Origin of the sequence: Lonsdalea britannica, assembly GCF_003515985.1 — a bacterium.
Taxonomy (GTDB): domain Bacteria; phylum Pseudomonadota; class Gammaproteobacteria; order Enterobacterales; family Enterobacteriaceae; genus Lonsdalea; species Lonsdalea britannica.
Window position 1 is genome coordinate 2,459,759 of the sequence record NZ_CP023009.1, and the last position, 16,406, is coordinate 2,476,164.

General features: G+C 56.9%; 13 protein-coding genes and 3 pseudogenes. 15 read left to right on the forward strand and 1 reads right to left on the reverse strand.

The genetic code is table 11. The features are described from left to right. Position 1: 1 nt before the first annotated feature. Positions 2–1,170, reverse strand: a protein-coding gene (locus CKQ53_RS11270; RefSeq protein ID WP_118894811.1) for an IS3 family transposase whose coding sequence is annotated in 2 segments (ribosomal slippage) — positions 2–921 and positions 921–1,170 — 1,170 coding nt in all. Because the reading frame shifts where the segments join, the coding sequence is not laid out codon by codon here. Between the two features lie 67 nt (positions 1,171–1,237). On the opposite strand from CKQ53_RS11270, the pseudogene CKQ53_RS11280 reads away from it, so the two are divergent. From CKQ53_RS11280 to hisP, 15 genes and pseudogenes are all read left to right on the forward strand, one after another. Further along, positions 1,238–1,615 (forward strand): annotated as a pseudogene (locus CKQ53_RS11280) (ABC transporter permease); the annotation flags it as partial. Further along, positions 1,608–3,092, forward strand: a pseudogene (locus tag CKQ53_RS11285) (TolC family protein). The pseudogenes CKQ53_RS11280 and CKQ53_RS11285, both read left to right, overlap by 8 nt. Continuing rightward, entirely contained in the window at positions 3,085–4,284 is a 1,200-nt protein-coding gene (locus CKQ53_RS11290; RefSeq protein ID WP_244200940.1) for an HlyD family secretion protein, read from the forward strand. Before CKQ53_RS11285 ends, CKQ53_RS11290 begins: the two are co-directional and overlap by 8 nt. Before the next feature lie 61 nt (positions 4,285–4,345). Continuing rightward, positions 4,346–4,579 (forward strand): annotated as a pseudogene (locus CKQ53_RS11295) (MOFRL family protein); the annotation flags it as partial. A gap of 534 nt (positions 4,580–5,113) precedes the next feature. Next, the gene (gene cybB, locus CKQ53_RS11300) at positions 5,114–5,668 is read left to right on the forward strand and encodes a cytochrome b561 (RefSeq protein ID WP_094118809.1); all 555 of its coding nucleotides are present in this window, start codon (positions 5,114–5,116) and stop codon (positions 5,666–5,668) included. 104 nt (positions 5,669–5,772) lie between these two features. Next, the gene (gene cbpA, locus CKQ53_RS11305; protein ID WP_094118808.1) at positions 5,773–6,714 is read left to right on the forward strand and encodes a curved DNA-binding protein; all 942 of its coding nucleotides are present in this window, start codon (positions 5,773–5,775) and stop codon (positions 6,712–6,714) included. Between the two features lie 4 nt (positions 6,715–6,718). Next, positions 6,719–7,024, forward strand: a complete 306-nt coding sequence (locus CKQ53_RS11310; RefSeq protein WP_085652395.1) for a chaperone modulator CbpM — start codon at positions 6,719–6,721, stop codon at positions 7,022–7,024. Positions 7,025–7,781: 757 nt separating this feature from the next. Continuing rightward, positions 7,782–8,996, forward strand: a complete 1,215-nt coding sequence (locus CKQ53_RS11315) for a bifunctional succinylornithine transaminase/acetylornithine transaminase (RefSeq protein WP_118894999.1) — start codon at positions 7,782–7,784, stop codon at positions 8,994–8,996. Positions 8,997–9,034: 38 nt separating this feature from the next. Continuing rightward, positions 9,035–10,069, forward strand: a complete 1,035-nt coding sequence (gene astA / locus CKQ53_RS11320) for an arginine N-succinyltransferase (protein WP_085652397.1) — start codon at positions 9,035–9,037, stop codon at positions 10,067–10,069. Next, on the forward strand, positions 10,069–11,553 hold the full coding sequence (gene astD, locus CKQ53_RS11325; protein ID WP_085652398.1) for a succinylglutamate-semialdehyde dehydrogenase: 1,485 nt from the start codon (positions 10,069–10,071) through the stop codon (positions 11,551–11,553). Before astA ends, astD begins: the two co-directional genes overlap by 1 nt. Before the next feature lie 74 nt (positions 11,554–11,627). Then, positions 11,628–12,968, forward strand: coding sequence for an N-succinylarginine dihydrolase (gene astB / locus CKQ53_RS11330; protein ID WP_094118807.1), 1,341 nt, complete (start codon positions 11,628–11,630; stop codon positions 12,966–12,968). Positions 12,969–12,980: 12 nt separating this feature from the next. Beyond that, entirely contained in the window at positions 12,981–13,985 is a 1,005-nt protein-coding gene (astE, locus tag CKQ53_RS11335; RefSeq protein WP_094118806.1) for a succinylglutamate desuccinylase, read from the forward strand. A gap of 135 nt (positions 13,986–14,120) precedes the next feature. Then, positions 14,121–14,807, forward strand: a complete 687-nt coding sequence (gene hisQ / locus CKQ53_RS11340) for a histidine ABC transporter permease HisQ (protein ID WP_094118805.1) — start codon at positions 14,121–14,123, stop codon at positions 14,805–14,807. Beyond that, the gene (locus CKQ53_RS11345) at positions 14,804–15,508 is read left to right on the forward strand and encodes an ABC transporter permease (RefSeq protein ID WP_094118804.1); all 705 of its coding nucleotides are present in this window, start codon (positions 14,804–14,806) and stop codon (positions 15,506–15,508) included. Before hisQ ends, CKQ53_RS11345 begins: the two co-directional genes overlap by 4 nt. Before the next feature lie 31 nt (positions 15,509–15,539). After that, complete coding sequence (gene hisP / locus CKQ53_RS11350; RefSeq protein ID WP_094118803.1) at positions 15,540–16,316, forward strand: histidine ABC transporter ATP-binding protein HisP; 777 nt, start codon at positions 15,540–15,542, stop codon at positions 16,314–16,316. Positions 16,317–16,406: the final 90 nt, after the last annotated feature.

The window sequence follows — 16,406 nt, forward strand, 5'->3', positions numbered from 1 at the left end:
GTCAACGAAAACTGGCCACCGCGTTAGAGTTTTTCCAGTATCGGTTTTCCGATTCGTTTGGTGGTAACCCACCATTATATTCGTGCGGTCTTAGTGCACTGTAATATCCAACGATATAGTTCGTTATGGCGTGAGCTGCATCGCTGAAGCTTACGTAACCCGTCACCGGCACCCATTCGTTCTTCAGACTCCTGAAGAAGCGCTCCATTGGGCTGTTATCCCAGCAGTTTCCGCGCCGGCTCATACTCTGTCTGATTCTGTATCGCCACAGTAACTGCCGGAACTGCCTGCTTGTATAGTGACTGCCCTGGTCGCTGTGGAACATCACCCCAGCGGGCTTACCGCGAGTTTCCCATGCCATTTCCAACGCCTTCATGGTGAGTCTGCTGTCCGGCGAGAACGACATTGCCCAACCCACTGGTTTTCTTGCGAACAGGTCGAGAACAACGGCGAGGTACGCCCAGCGTTTACCTGACCAGATATAGGTCACATCACCGCACCACACCTGGTTGGGCTCCGTTACGGCGAACTGTCGCTCAAGATGGTTCGGGATAGCAACGTGCTCATGACCGCCACGTTTATACCGGTGAGTCGGCTGCTGGCAACTGACCAGTCCCAGCTCTTTCATGAGCCTGCCGGCAAGCCAGCGCCCCATCTGGTAGCCTCTCTGGGTTGCCATTGTGGCGATGCTTCTTGCTCCGGCCGAACCGTGGCTGATGCCATGCAGCTCAAGTACCTGACTGCGTAATATAGCCCGTCTGCCGTCTGGCTTTTCAGGACGGTTTTTCCAGTATTTGTAGCTGCTGCGATGAACCCCGAACACATGGCAGAGTGTGGCCACAGGATAACGCGCCCTGAGTTTCCCGATTATCGAGAACTGTTCAGGGAGTCTGACATCAAGAGCGCGGTAGCCTTTTTTAATATTTCGTTTTCCATTTCAATACGTTGCATCTTCTTCCTGAGCTCACGTATTTCGATTTGTTCCGGCGTTATCGGGGAGGCTTTTGGTGTTTTGCCCTGACGCTCATCACGCAGTTGTTTGACCCATTTCGTCATCGTGGAAAGACCTACATCCATAGCCTTGGCGGCATCAGAGACGGTGTAGTTTTGATCGACAACCAGCTGAGCAGATTCGCGTTTGAATTCAGGACTAAAATTTCTTCTTTTCATTGGAGCACCTGTGTTGTTCTGAGGTGAGCATATCACCTCTGTTCAGGTGGCCAAATTCAGTAAACCACTTCAATCAGGACTTGGCGGTATTGCGTTACTGGTTGGAGGTATCGGCGTAATGAATGTGATGGTGATGAACATATCGGAACGGCGCCGGGAAATAGGTGTCCGCATGGCACTTGGGGCTCGACCTAAGGACATTGCCCGACTTTTCCTGATTGAAGCCATTATTCTGGCGACTCTTGGGGCATTCACCGGTGCTGCACTGGGCTTGGCTGCATCCTGGATATTCGTCCATTACTCAGGCTGGCAAAATTTTACAATGTCCCCAGCCTCTCTTCCACTGGGTATAGGAAGCGCTATAGCTACGGGGCTTTTTTTTGGTCTATCACCGGCGATTGCAGCATCGCGGTTGTCCCCAATAAAGGCCCTTCGCGATGAATAAATGCAGTTTACTGTTGTTAGCCGCTTTGTTTACCCCCTTATTTTCATATGCATGGTCTGACGTTGAATTACATCCTTCTCATGCATCACGACCGGGACAGCCGTCATCAGCTAATCCTATAATTTCCCTGAATACTCAGACGATAGATCTTACCCTTAGCGACGCTATCTATTTGGGCCTACGGGACAACCGGTCAATTCGCAGCATCTATTTTGATCGTATCTCTCAGAAATTTAATCTGCGTGTTGCTGAAGATCGCTTTACACCAAAGTTAGTTCTCAGCGCCAGTTATCAGTCCGACAGGAATCAGGATGATCGTTCTCACCAGGGAAATATGTCGCCTGTAGCGACCTTACTCACCCCATACGGTTCTCGATTCAGCCTAGGGTGGACCGGGAGTCAGACTAGAGCAAGAAATTCGGGACTTTCCAGCAATGATGGCGCGAATATTACTGTCATTCAGCCACTTCTTCGCGGTGCGGGCAGGGACGTTGCCACGGCACCCGTTAGACTTGCTCAGCTTAATGAACAGAGCAACCGGCTCTCGTTAAAACTGACGATCATGCAGACCGTGACAAAAATTATCATGTCCTACCGTGAGCTGCTTCAGTCACAGGAGCAGGTTAATATTGCACGGGACTCCCTTGAACGTTCCAGGCAGTTAGCTGACGTCAATCGGGCAATGATCTCCGCGGGTCGTATGGCAGAGTTCGAAATTGTGCAGACTGAAGCCGATGTAGCCTCTCAAGAGTTGGCTCTGGAGGATGCGCGTAATCAGCAGGAGTCTTCAAGGCTGGCGCTTTTGCAACTTTTGGCTCTGGATCTGAATACCTCAATATTCGCCAGCGATGCCTTACAGGCGCGACGTGTGGACATAAACATCCAGCAAGCGCTGTCAGAAGCTGAGAGATCTTAACCAGAGTGGCTTGCCCAGCTTATTGCGGATGAGCAGGCCGGAATTAACCTTGTCGTAGCACGCAATAACAGGCTTTGGGACGTTTCACTGGTGGGAGGAGCAAGCCAGGTCCGCGACCGTAGCGATAAAAATGGCTCGTCACAAACATGGGACAACTATGTTGGCCTGAAGGTAGAAATACCTGTAGGTGATATGAGAGCACATCAGGAAGAGGTTCAGGCACAGGTAGATCTACGAACTCAGGCGCTTCGCGTACAGGAGGCTCATCAGCAGCTGGAGCGCGAAGTGATCAATGCTGTCAGGAACATTGGTACCCGATGGCGTCAATACGAAATTTCTGTTCGTATCAGCGATCTCTCCCGACGGAAGTTGGACATTGAACGTGAGAAGCTCACTGCTGGTCGTTCCAGCAACTTTCAGGTGCTGCGTTTTGAGAGCGATCTCCGGAATGCTGACAGCGCAAAGCTCAATGCGCTTATCAGCTATCTGAATTCTCAGGCCCTGCTGGATCAGACTCTGGGCACAGCCCTGCAAAGCTGGGACATATCAATCAATGATTAAAAAATTTTTGCAGGCAATCCTCAATATTTTCCACAGGCGTATTCCAGTGACCGTCATGGTTCTGTCTGCCATCCTGGTGACTACATGGTTGTTTATGAGTAAATACAATAATAAACCAACACCAAAACAACAGGCTGAATGGATGTTAGTTCAGCCGCAGGCAATCGAGCAGCAGCTTGGGCTGGTTGGCCGAATCCAGGCCGAAAGACAGATAATACTTTCCGCTCCTTTTGAAGGGCTCATTCGTGATGTTCGGGTACGGGAAGGGGAGTTCATCAAAGCTGGCCGGACATTAGTCCAGCTTGACCCCGGATTGCTTGGAATACAACTGCGGCAGGCAGAAGCTGAACTGATCAAATCTAAGCGGGAGGTGCATCAGTTGGATAAATGGAGCAGCAGTCCTGATGTCTCGCGCGCCAGAAGAGCCGAGCTGTCAGCCCGTTCTGCGTTAACCGCAACGCAGGCAAACCTGCGTGATACCCGGGCTTTGTTCAAAAGAGGAATTGTCCCCCGAATGGAGGTTGATGCGCTCGTCCAGCAGGAACTGACACAGCAGCAGGATCTGCTCAGTGCTCAGGATGACTTACGGGATGTTAAGGCCCGTGGGACGGGGGAGGAACGGAAAATTGCTGAAATGGGATTGCTGAATGCTCAGGTCCGTTATCAGACACTCGAAGAGCAAAGCAAAAAACAAACGATTAATGCACCCTTTGACGGTATTGCTGTTCGTCCTGATGTTACTGAAGGAGGTAAGGCAGTTTTTGCTCAACAGGGCATGCAGGTTAGCCAGGGAACCCCCTTAATAACGGTCATCGGCCTGGACCGCCTTCAGGTTTTGACCCAGGTTAACGAGTCCGATCTCTATCTACTTCGTGAGGGAATGCTAGTAAAAATCACCGGGGATGGGTTTACCGGGCAGATACTTGACGGTCATATTTCTGCTATTTCCGTACAAAGCGACTCGCCAGACGGTGGCGGGACCTCCGCCCGTTACAATGTAGTCGCTTCCATTGATAGCCTTAAGTCACATTCAGCTCAACAAATTCGTCTGGGGATGAGTGCCCGGGTTGCCGTTATCCTCTACAGAAATGAGAAGGCGATTATTGTCCCCCCGATGCGATTCATGAAGAAGGCGATTCCGCCTGGGTTTGGTACAGGACATCTCCGGATGCTGAAGTTTCTAAGCACATAATTGTGCGGGGCAAGACAGTTACACAGGGGATCGAAATTCATGGAGTTGAGGGGGGCTATGTAATGGTATCAGGGCAGTAGCTGGCGACAGTGATGGTATTGACGGCACCGAAGATGCAGCGGGCACGATGGTCTTTCCGGACACGCTGGCACACGGCAAAATGAGTGGCCTTAATGCGGTTAATTATCTCGATGGACATGACAGTTACAGCTATTTTCACGCGCTTGATGATTTGCTGATAACCGGCCCGACTTTAACCAACGTAAATCACATCCGGGCAATATTGATTGCCTGAGCCTGTTGCTCTCCTGCGGCCCGGGAGAGCAATATTTGTGCTTAGCGTTGTTTAGCCTAAGCCAGTTTGTCACAGTTCTACCGACTTCCCCTGATGCTCTATCCTGGAAAGCTACAGCCTGTCGCGTCCAGTCTACGCGGTTTAAATCCATTCTTCCTATTGAAGCCAGTCAAGCTCCTGGATTTAGTCCGCTCTTCGCTCACAGCGGACTCATCCCCCCGATAGCCCATCGCCAAATCATAAGAACACAATCCCCAAACACGCCTTTGATTAATACTTCCAGTCGTTAACGAAGATTCGCTGATATTAATTTCAGCCTACGCCAACTTTGCCGGTAAGAAGATCAGGGCTGAAATCGAGTCATCCCATCCGCCCGCAACGGCGAGGCTCATCAGGGAGACTCGCCGGTTTTCTCGTTTAACCGGACCGACTGGCGCGCAGCCCTCCACGAGTTAAAATAAATGTAAAAGTTTCGATCGATTGAGAAAAACATCGGTTATGGTGTGGGTAAATCACCGTCAAAAGGATGTCGTCATGCAGAACCAAGGGCGTTTTTCGAATGTGCAAATAGCATTGCACTGGGCCGTCTTTCTTCTTCTTATTGTTACCTATGCCACCGTCGAGCTGCGGGGACTGGCGCCGAGAGGGACGCTCACGCGCCAGTTGGTCATGGCAACGCACTTCAGCTGCGGCGTGACCGTGCTGGTGCTGATGGTGGCGCGCATTTACTTTCGTATCAAATACGCTTCTCCGCCAATTGTCCCGCCAGCGCCGAAGTGGCAGCACTTTCTGGCGAACCTGACGCACATTCTGATTTACGCGCTGTTCGTGGCGTTGCCGGTGCTGGCCGTCAGCTCACGCTATTTGCGTGGACAGGACTGGGCGCTGTTCGGCATCGGTATGCCGGTCGCGGCCACGCCGAATCCCGATCTGGCGGTGTCGCTGATTCAACTGCACGAAACGCTGGCGCCTCTCGGCTATTGGCTGATTGGGCTGCATGCGGCGGCCGCGTTGTTCCACTACTACTTCATGCGCGATAACACCATGCTGCGCATGATGCCCTCGAAGAAAGATCGCCCCTCCGCCTAATCTCCTCTCCGGCGGCTGATGAAACGAATGCAGAGAAAACCGTTTATTCAGCCGCCGATAGGACTATCCTCTATTAATGCATGGCAAAATGAGGATGTGGGCCGATGGAATTCAAAGATTATTATGCCTTGCTGGGGGTTGAGCCCTCAGACGATATCAAGGCCATAAAAGCGGCGTACCGGAAGCTGGCGCGGAAGTATCATCCTGACGTCAGCACCGAGCCGGATGCGGCGGAAAAGTTCAAGAGCGTGGCGGAAGCCTACGAAGTCCTTAAAGACAGTGAACGCCGCGCGGAATACGATCAAATCAGACTGCACCGTAACGATCCCCACTTCAACGAATCGCACTTTTCTCAATCTCGCTCCGCAGGCGCAGGCGGCCAGGAATGGCACAACAGCGGCGACTTCTCTGACTTTTTTGAATCCGTTTTCGGTCATCAGGCGCAGCCGCGTTCAGCCGGGCGTTCATCTCATGGCCAACGCGGGCAGGATGTCGAAATGGAGCTGCCGTTATTCCTGGAAGAAACGTTGAAAGAGCAAAGCCGCACCATCTCCTATCAGCTGCCGGTTCACGACCCGTTGGGTCGCGTGGTGGATGAAGTCACGAAAAAACTGAACGTGAAAATTCCGGCGGGCGTGGGCGACGGTGAACGTATTCGCCTCAAACATCAGGGGGTGGCGGGGATTAACGGCGGGGCGAACGGCGATCTCTACCTGATCATCCGTCTGGCGCCGCATCCGCGGTTTGATATCGACGGCCAGAATCTGCAAATCGTCGTCCCGCTGGCGCCCTGGGAAGCGGCGTTGGGCGCCAACATCGAAATGCCGACGCTGTCGGGGCGCATTACCCTCACCGTCCCGGCAGGCAGTCAGACCGGCCAGCGCCTGCGTATTAAAGGCAAAGGGCTGGTCAGCAAAAAAGGCGCGGGCGACCTCTATGCCGTGCTGAAAGTTGTGATGCCGCCAAAACCGGATGAATCCACGGCTGCGATTTGGACCTCGTTGGCTGAGAAGGCGGCCTTTAATCCTCGGACAGTATGGGAGTAATGCTATGGATGATATCGACGTCACCTTTACCGTGATTGAGGTGTGCCAGATCGTCGGGCTCTCCAGAGATGAGCTCAGCGAAGTCGTTGCGCTGGGCGTCATCGCACCTCAGGAAGAGACCCAGCCGCAGTGGTGCTTCGATGCCTGTGCGGTGAGCCAACTACAGCGAGCGCGACGTTTGCGCTACGAGCTGGAGATTGACTGGCCGGGCATCGCCATGACGCTGACGCTGCTGGATAAAATGGAGCGCCTCAACCAGGAAAATCTGCGGCTGCGGCGACAGCTGGAGCGCTTTATGCCGAGCCATTAAGGCTTGTGATTCAGGCTGCGCGTCTTGTGTCAGAACGCGCGGCCGCCTGCCTGACCTGCCCCCATCGTTCTCCCTTTTTCCATCCAGTCCTGCCCATTTCTACCGCTTTCAGCCTGATGCTGGAGAGATCTGGCGAATCCCTCGTCTCGGCCTTCGTTCTCTATCACAGTCTCTTGTTGGGCTTTTATCGCACAAAAGCGGCGAGCGCGATCTCACCGTAAGGGGGCGCGCCTCAAGTTGGTGCAACTAGCGACCTAATATGGTGCGCGCCGCGTCGGGCGATCGGTTTGTTTGCTCACTGTTAGTGCAACGAGACAGGGATGATGTGGCGTCAAATTAAAAAAAATTCTTTTCCTTTTTTTTGAATAAAATTTCTGCCAAAGGGGCGTTTTACAAAGAATTCTTTTTTACTTTAGGTTTGAATTCAAGATGCTTGCATAATTATGCATTTGTAATCGCTTGTTTTTAGGAAAAAAAATACACTTATTCATCGTTTATTCATTTCTGGCACGATGCCTGCTCTACCTCCTGTCATTGATATCTATACCACGGTTTAACCAAAGCGATAATCATCGCGCCGCGGAACTAGTTCTCATGTATTTATTTGAAAAATAATCTTTTTTTCATTTGTTTCCTACCAAGTTTAGGTAATGAGAAAGCGCGTCTTTTTACCCTGACTTTCTCTTTCACGCTCTTTGAGATCGAAACGGTTGATGAGAGCCAATGTCGGCGAGCCGCCGACCGAGATGAGGCCACTATGGAACATTCAGCAAAAATAACTCGTCAGGATTTTAATGAACGTATGGTGCCGGTGTATGCGCCTGCCGAGTTCATTCTGGAGCGGGGGGAAGGCTCGCGCCTGTGGGACAACCAGGGCAAAGAGTATGTTGATTTTGCGGGCGGCATTGCCGTCAATGCGCTGGGCCACTGTCATCCGGTTGCGGTAGACGCGCTGACGAAGCAGGCGTCCAAGCTATGGCACATCGGCAATGGCTATACCCATGAGCCGGTGCTGCAATTGGCGGGTCAGCTTATCGACGCGACGTTCGCCGACAAAGTGTTCTTTTGTAACTCCGGCGCGGAAGCCAACGAGGCGGCATTAAAGCTGGCGCGCAAACATGCGCACGACCAAGGAACGCCGGATAAAAACCGCATCATCGCCTTCAATAATGCCTTCCACGGCCGCACGCTGTTTACCGTCAGCGCGGGCGGACAGCCCAAATATTCGAAAGATTTTGCACCGTTGCCGGGCGCGATAGAACATCTGCCTTTCAACGATCTGGCGGCGGCGGAAGCGGGTATCGATGCGCAGACCTGCGCCGTTATCGTCGAGCCCATCCAGGGGGAAGGTGGCATTATCCCGGCGGATCCGGCCTTCCTGAGCGGTCTGCGCGAGCTGTGCGATCGCCACGGCGCGCTGCTGATTTTTGACGAGGTGCAGACCGGCGTGGGTCGTACCGGCTCGCTGTATGCCTACATGCAATATGAAGTCGTGCCGGACGTGCTGACCACCGCCAAGGCGCTGGGCGGCGGTTTCCCGATCGCCGCCATGCTGACGACCGATGCGCTGGCCGCCACGCTGTCCGTCGGCACGCACGGCACCACCTATGGCGGAAATCCGCTGGCGACGGCCGTGGCCAGCGAGGTATTCCGCACCATTAACACGCCGGACGTGTTGGAAGGCGTCCAGCGTCGCCACTCGCTTTTCGTTGAACGTCTGCGGCAGATCAACGCTCAGCACGGCATCTTCGCGGATATCCGCGGACGAGGCCTGCTGCTGGGATGCCAGCTCACTGCCGATTACGCGGGTAAAGCGAAAGCGCTGACCCAGCTGGCGGCGGAAGAAGGGCTGATTGCGCTGATCGCCGGTCCGGACGTGATGCGTTTTGCGCCGTCTCTGGTCATTCCGGAACGTGATATCGAGGAAGGATTACAGCGCTTTGAGCGCGCCATCGCACGTTTTCGGGGATGAATTCGGCGCAAGGAAGAGAACGAGAGGTTGATATGACAATGATGATGATTCGCCCCGTCGCGCACCGCGACCTGCCGGACCTAATGGCGCTGGCGCAAAAGTCCGGCGTCGGGCTGACCACGTTGCCGCATAACGAAGAGATTTTATCCGCCCGTATTTCGCGGGCGCAGAAAACCTGGCAGGGCGAACTACCGAAAAGCGAGCAGGGATACCTGTTTGTTCTGGAAGATGTTTCCTGTGGTCGGGTGGTAGGGGTCAGCGCGCTGGAAGTCGCGGTCGGGCTGACGGAGCCTTGGTACAACTTCCGCCTCGGCACGCTGGTTCATGCGTCCAAAGCGCTGAACGTCTACAAGGCGATGCCGACGTTGTCATTGAGCCACGACCATACCGGCTGCAGCGAGCTGTGTACGCTATTTCTGGACCCGGACTATCGCCACAGCCAGAACGGTAAGCTGCTGTCCAAAATGCGCTTCCTGTTTATGGCCGCGTTTCGTGAACACTTCTCAGATCGGGTCATCGCGGAAATGCGCGGCTACTCCGATGAAAACGGTCGCTCGCCGTTCTGGGAAGGGGTCGGCAGCCACTTCTTCTCGATTGATTTTGCCAAGGCCGACTATCTCAGCGGCATTGGTCAAAAAGAGTTCATCGCCGAGCTGATGCCGAAACATCCGCTGTACGTGGACTTTCTGGATAAAGCCGCCCGCGATGCCATCGGCCGTGTGCATCCGCATACCGCGCCTGCGCGCCGACTGCTGGAAGCCGAAGGGCTGTGCTATCGCGGCTATGTCGACATTTTTGACGGGGGATCGACGCTTGAGGCGAACATCGACGAGCTGCGTGCGGTGAAAGATAGCCAGTTGAAGACCGTGGTCGTCGACGACCGCGCGGTGGAAGGCAACGCAACGATCTGTCTGGTGGCTAACGACAATTATCGCCACTACCGCGCCATGCGGGTTCTGGCCGATCTGACTCAGGATACGTTGAAACTGGATGCCGCGACGGCGGATGTCCTGTGTCTTAAAGCGGGCGAACTGGCTCGCGTCATACCGCTTAACGTTGAGGAGACACACTAATGTCGCATCCTGCACTGTTTATCAACGGCGCCTGGCGTCAAGGGCGCGGCGCGTCATTCGAGAAAACCGATCCGCTCGATGGTCAGTCGCTCTGGCAGGCGGCTGCCGCCGACGCGTCGGACGTCGACGATGCCTGCGCTGCGGCACGCGCGGCCTTTCCTGCCTGGGCCAGACTGACGCTGGCTCAGCGGACCGAGATCGTCCAGCGTTTCGCTCAGCTGCTGGAGGAGCATAAGTCGGAACTGGCGGCGGTCATCAGCCGTGAAACCAGCAAGCCGCGTTGGGAAACCCTCACCGAAGTTCAGGCGATGATCGGCAAGGTCGCGATCTCGCAGCGGGCCTATGAACAGCGTACCGGCGAAAGCGTCACCCCGATGGCGGACGGCGCGGCATCGCTGCGCCACCGCCCGCACGGCGTGCTGGCGGTTTTCGGCCCTTATAACTTCCCCGGCCACTTGCCGAACGGACATATCGTTCCGGCGCTGCTGGCGGGTAACTGCGTGGTATTCAAGCCCAGCGAGCTGACGCCGCAGACGGCGGAAAAAACGGTGAAACTGTGGCAAGAGGCCGGTCTGCCGGCGGGCGTCCTCAATCTGGTGCAGGGCGGCCGCGCCACCGGTGAAGCACTGGCCGGTCATCCGCAGACGGACGGACTGCTGTTCACGGGCAGCGCTCACACCGGTTATCTACTGCACCGCCAGCTGGCGGGTCAGCCAGAGAAAATCATCGCGCTGGAAATGGGCGGCAACAATGCCCTGATTGTCGAAGATTTTGCGGATCGTGACGCGGCGGTGAATCTCGCGATCCAGTCCGCTTTTGTCTCCGCCGGACAGCGCTGTACCTGTGCGCGTCGTCTGCTGGTCAAACGCGGAGCCGAAGGCGACGCGTTCCTGCAACGCTTTATTGCCGTCGCTCGATCATTGCGCATCGGACGCTGGGATGCGGAGCCGCAGCCGTTTATGGGCGGCGTGATTTCCGCCGCGGCGGCAGATGCCCTGATGTCGGCCCAACAGACCCTGCTGGCCGCTGGCGCCGACGCGCTGCTGCCGATGACTCGCCCGGAAACGGATAACGCGCTGCTGACGCCGGGCATTCTGGATATCACCGAGGTTAACGATATTCCGGATGAAGAGCTGTTCGGACCGCTGGTCTGCGTCATTCGCTACGACGAATTCGACGAGGCTCTGCGTATCGCCAATGCCACGCGTTATGGGCTGGCAACGGGGCTGGTGTCGACGCGCCGCGCGTTGTTCGACCGTCTACTTCTGGAAGCGCGAGCGGGCATCGTTAACTGGAACAAACCGTTGACCGGCGCCTCCAGCGCCGCGCCGTTCGGCGGCGTCGGCGCGTCGGGCAACCACCGCGCCAGCGCGTTTTACGCCGCAGACTACTGCGCGTGGCCGATGGCCTCGCTGGAAAGCGAAACGCTGTCTCTGCCCACGGCACTGTCGCCGGGCGTCTCGTTTGATGAGTCTGATGCCTAATCGGCCGATCCGCTCCCGGCTCATCATGAGCAGGGGCGGGACCGCACCGCCACTTTCTGTTTTCCGGAGTCAACATGCGTGGATATGAAATCAATTTCGACGGGTTGGTGGGGCTGACGCACCACTATGCGGGGCTGTCATTCGGCAACGAGGCCTCGACGCAGCATCAAAATAGCCTCTCTAACCCGAAGCTGGCGGCCAAGCAGGGGCTGCTGAAAATGAAAACGCTGGCGGATCTCGGCTATCCGCAGGCGGTCTTGCCGCCGCAGGAACGGCCGCATATCCCGACGTTGCGCCGCCTCGGCTTCAGCGGCAGCGATGAAAGCGTGCTGGCGCAGGCCATGCGTGAGGCGCCGCGCCTGCTGTCTTCGCTCAGCTCCGCCTCCTCCATGTGGACGGCGAACGCCGCCACGGTATCGCCCTCGGCGGACAGCGCGGACGGCCGCGTCCACTTCACCGCCGCCAACCTGAACAACAAATTCCACCGGGCGATTGAAGCGCCGACGACATCCGCCCTCCTGCGCGCCATTTTTCGCGACGAGGCGCACTTCGTGCATCACGACGCGTTGCCACAGGTGGCTTTGCTGGGCGACGAGGGCGCGGCCAACCATAACCGCTTGGGCGGCGACTATGCCAGCCACGGCGTGCAGGTGTTCGTCTATGGGCAGCACCATTACGGGACTGAGCCGGGACCGCAGCGCTATCCGGCGCGCCAGACGCGCGAAGCCAGCGAGGCCGTCGCGCGGTTGCATCAGCTTGACCCGCAGTCCACGGCGTTCGTACAGCAGAACCCGGCGGTGATCGACAAAGGCGTGTTCCATAACGACGTGATCGCCGTCAGCAATCAGCAGGTGTTGTTTCATCATCAGCAAGCGTTTCTGCATCAGGCGCAGGCGCTGGACGAGATCCGCCGCAAGATGGCGCACATTGAGCAGGAGCTGATTTCGATCGAAGTGCCGGAAAAGCGGGTGTCGGTGGAAGACGCGGTGGCGACCTACCTGTTCAACAGCCAAATCCTGACCCGTGAAAATGGCCGTATGACGATAGTGGTGCCGGAAGAGTCGCGTAGCCACCGCGGCGTATGGAGCTATCTGAGCGAAATGGCGGCGTCCGGCGGCCCAATCGACGACATCAAGGTGTTTGATCTGCGCGAAAGCATGCGTAACGGCGGCGGGCCGGCGTGTCTGCGGCTGCGCGTGGCGCTGACCGAGGAAGAGCGCCGTGCGGTTAATCCGCAGGTGATGATGACCGATGCGCTGTTCGACACGCTGAATCAGTGGGTTGACCGTTACTATCGCGATCGGCTGAGCGCGGGCGATCTGGCCGACCCGCAGCTGCTGCGGGAAGGGCGTGAGGCGCTGGACGCGTTGACGTCAATCCTCGGTCTGGGCGCCGTCTATGAATTCCAACGGTAAGGGGTGCTGCGGATGAACGATTTTTTAGCGCTGACGCTGCGCGGCGAATCACCGCCGACAACCGCAGGCGAGACCGCAGCACTGCACTGGCGCTGGCTGGACGAAGGCGTGCTGGAACTGACGCCGCGCGCGGGTTATCGCCGTGCGGTGGTGCTCTCGGCGGGCGTGCATGGCAACGAAACGGCACCGATTGAGCTGCTCGACGCGCTGGTGGGCGATCTGCTGGCGGGGAGACTGACGCTGGGCGTGCGGCTGCTGGCAATCTTGGGGAATCCCGCCGCGATGCGGGTGGGGAAACGTTATCTGCACAGCGACATGAACCGCATGTTCGGCGGGCGTCATGCGCAGTTCGCGCCGGGGGAAGACACGGACCGCGCACGCCGTCTGGAACCGTTGCTCACTGCCTTCTTCGACGCCGATGCGGCGGAGCGGGGGATCGAGCGCCATCACTACGACCTGCATACGGCTATTCGTGAGTCGCTGTTGCCGCGTTTTGGGCTGCTGCCTTATCAGCCACGACCTTACAGTCCGGCGCTGCTGGCGGCCCTGGCGGGCGCGGAGCTGGACGCGCTGGTGGTGCACAGCGAACCGGGGGGCACCTTCAGCCACTTCAGCAGCGAACGGTGTCAGGCGGAGAGCTGCACACTGGAGCTGGGGAAAGCCCGGCCGTTTGGCCATAACGATCTCGGGCAGTTTTCCGCGATTGACCGCGCGCTGCGCGCGCTGGTGAGCGCACAGGCCGTTCCGGCACGCGCCAGTGCGCCGCTGCGAGTGTTTAGCGTGAATCGCTCGCTGATCAAACGCAGCGACGACTTTCAGCTGTTTCTGGCGGACGATACGCCGAACTTTACCCGCGTTGATCACGGCACGCGGCTGTGTAAGCAGGCGGGTGAAAGCGACCGGGTCAAACATCGCCACGAGTGGATTTTGTTTCCCAATCCAAACGTCGCGTTGGGCCTGCGGGCGGGACTTGTCCTGACCGAACGCGAGTGGGACAGCCTGAGCGAGCCGTCCTGACCGCGGTACGTCCTTACGCTGTACTGCGCGAGGCTTGAGCCAACGTTGGGGAGATCTTGATGGTCGATAGATCCCGTTGCTCAAGCGCCTTTTACGCGGCAACAGCTACACATCCAATAACAGAGAGGACGACGAATGTTGCAGGGATACAATAAATTGATCTTCGAAGGCACGCTGGTGACGATAGACCTGGCGCTAAGCTCGGTGCTGCTGGCCGTGATCATCGGCCTCCTCGGCGCGAGCGGTAAACTCTCGCGCATCCGCCCGCTCGTCGCGGCGCTGAATGCCTACACCACGTTAATTCGCGGGGTGCCGGATTTGGTGCTGATGCTGCTAATTTTCTACGGGCTGCAAATCACGCTCAATCATGTGACAGAGTTTCTGGGTATGAGCCAGATTGATATCGACCCGCTTTCGGCGGGCGTGATCACACTGGCGTTCATCTACGGCGCGTATTTCACCGAGACGTTTCGCGGCGCGTTTATGGCCGTTCCGCGCGGACAGATAGAGGCGGCGCAGGCGTATGGCTTCAACGGAATGCAGGTCTTCCGCCGGGTGCTGTTCCCCGCGATGATGCGTTTTGCGCTGCCCAGCATCGGTAACAACTGGATGATCATTCTGAAAGCGACGGCGCTGGTGTCCATTCTGGGGCTGCACGATGTGGTCAAAGCGACCCAGCTGGCGGGTAAAGGCACCTGGCAGCCGTTCTTCTATACCCTGATGGCCGGGGCCATCTATCTGCTGCTGACCACCGTCTCTAATGGCGTCTTGCTGTGGCTGGAGCGACGTTACTCTATGGGCGTGAAGAGGGCCGAACTATGATCGAGATCCTGCAACAATATTGGCAGCCGCTGCTGTGGAGCGACGGCTATCGGATCACCGGTCTGGCGATCACGCTGTGGCTGCTGATTGTCTCCGTGCTGTTGGGCGGCTTGCTGGCATTGCCGCTGGCGATGGCCCGCGTTTCCTCGTCGCGCTGGCTGAGTTTTCCCGCGTGGCTTTACAGCTATATCTTTCGCGGTACGCCGCTTTATGTGCAGCTGCTGGTGATCTACACCGGCATGTACAGCCTGGAAGTCGTGCGCGGCACCGAGGTGCTCAACGCCTTTTTCCGCAGCGGGATGAACTGTACGATTTTGGCGCTGGTTCTCAATACCTGCGCGTACAGTTCGGAAATTTTCGCCGGTGGCATCCGCGCGGTGCCGCATGGCGAGGTGGAAGCGGCGAAGGCCTATGGTTTCTCGCGCGCCAAGATGTATCGCTGCATCATTTTGCCGTCCGCGTTGCGTATCGCCTTGCCTGCCTACGGCAACGAAGTGATTATGATGCTGCACTCCACCGCGCTGGCGTTTACCGCCACGGTGCCGGATCTGCTGAAAGTAGCGCGTGATATCAACGCCGCCACCTATCAGCCTTTCTATGCGTTCGGCCTTGCCGCCGTGCTTTACCTTGTCGTTTCCTACGGTCTGATTCGCCTGTTCCGCAAAGCGGAAAAACGCTGGCTGATCCATCTGAAACCTTAATCATCCGCGCTGGATAGCAGGAGAATGTGCTATGTCTGAGAAGAAAAAATTAGTCGTGACCGAGCTGCACAAACACTACGGCGAACACGAGGTGCTGAAAGGCGTTTCGCTGTCCGCCAGCGCCGGCGACGTGATTTCCATCATCGGCTCCTCCGGTTCCGGTAAAAGTACGCTGCTGCGCTGTATCAACTTTCTCGAGAAGCCGACGGAGGGCACGCTGTGGGTCAATGAGAAAGAGATCCGACTGGTGCGGGACAAAGACGGCCAGCTGAAAGTGTTCGATAAGAAACAGCTACAGCTGCTGCGTACGCGGCTGACGATGGTGTTTCAGCACTTCAACCTGTGGAGCCACATGACGGTACTGGAAAACGTGATGGAGGCGCCGATTCAGGTGCTGGGCATCCGTCGCGCCGAGGCACGCGAGCGCGCGATTCGCTATCTGGACAAAGTCGGCATCGACGAACGGGCGCGCGGAAAATATCCCTCAAGTCTGTCCGGCGGACAGCAGCAGCGCGTCTCCATTGCGCGCGCGCTGGCGATGGAGCCGGAGGTGCTGTTGTTTGATGAGCCGACGTCGGCGCTGGACCCGGAGCTGGTGGGGGAAGTGCTGAAAATCATGCAGCAGCTAGCGGAAGAGGGCAAAACCATGATTGTGGTGACGCATGAAATGGAGTTCGCCCGTCATGTCTCCACGCAGGTGGTGTTCCTGCATCAGGGCGTGATTGAAGAGCAGGGCGCGCCGGAGGCGGTGTTCAACAACCCCCAAAGTCGGCGATTGCAGCAGTTCTTGTCCGGCGCGTTGAAGTAAGCGCAATAAAAAAACCGCCCGACAGTCGGGCGGTTTAAGCATGGGTCATCGCGCGCGGCGTTGACCGGAGTGAGACTCCGCGCCGCGGCA

Coding starts and splice junctions, on each gene's coding strand:
- astB (WP_094118807.1), top strand. CDS start 11,628: ATGCGTGGATATGAAATCAATTTCGACGGGTTGGTGGGGCTGACGCAC.
- CKQ53_RS11345 (WP_094118804.1), top strand. CDS start 14,804: ATGATCGAGATCCTGCAACAATATTGGCAGCCGCTGCTGTGGAGCGAC.
- hisP (WP_094118803.1), top strand. CDS start 15,540: ATGTCTGAGAAGAAAAAATTAGTCGTGACCGAGCTGCACAAACACTAC.
- astE (WP_094118806.1), top strand. CDS start 12,981: ATGAACGATTTTTTAGCGCTGACGCTGCGCGGCGAATCACCGCCGACA.
- cbpA (WP_094118808.1), top strand. CDS start 5,773: ATGGAATTCAAAGATTATTATGCCTTGCTGGGGGTTGAGCCCTCAGAC.
- CKQ53_RS11315 (WP_118894999.1), top strand. CDS start 7,782: ATGGAACATTCAGCAAAAATAACTCGTCAGGATTTTAATGAACGTATG.
- astD (WP_085652398.1), top strand. CDS start 10,069: ATGTCGCATCCTGCACTGTTTATCAACGGCGCCTGGCGTCAAGGGCGC.
- astA (WP_085652397.1), top strand. CDS start 9,035: ATGATGATGATTCGCCCCGTCGCGCACCGCGACCTGCCGGACCTAATG.
- CKQ53_RS11290 (WP_244200940.1), top strand. CDS start 3,085: ATGATTAAAAAATTTTTGCAGGCAATCCTCAATATTTTCCACAGGCGT.
- CKQ53_RS11310 (WP_085652395.1), top strand. CDS start 6,719: ATGGATGATATCGACGTCACCTTTACCGTGATTGAGGTGTGCCAGATC.
- cybB (WP_094118809.1), top strand. CDS start 5,114: ATGCAGAACCAAGGGCGTTTTTCGAATGTGCAAATAGCATTGCACTGG.
- hisQ (WP_094118805.1), top strand. CDS start 14,121: ATGTTGCAGGGATACAATAAATTGATCTTCGAAGGCACGCTGGTGACG.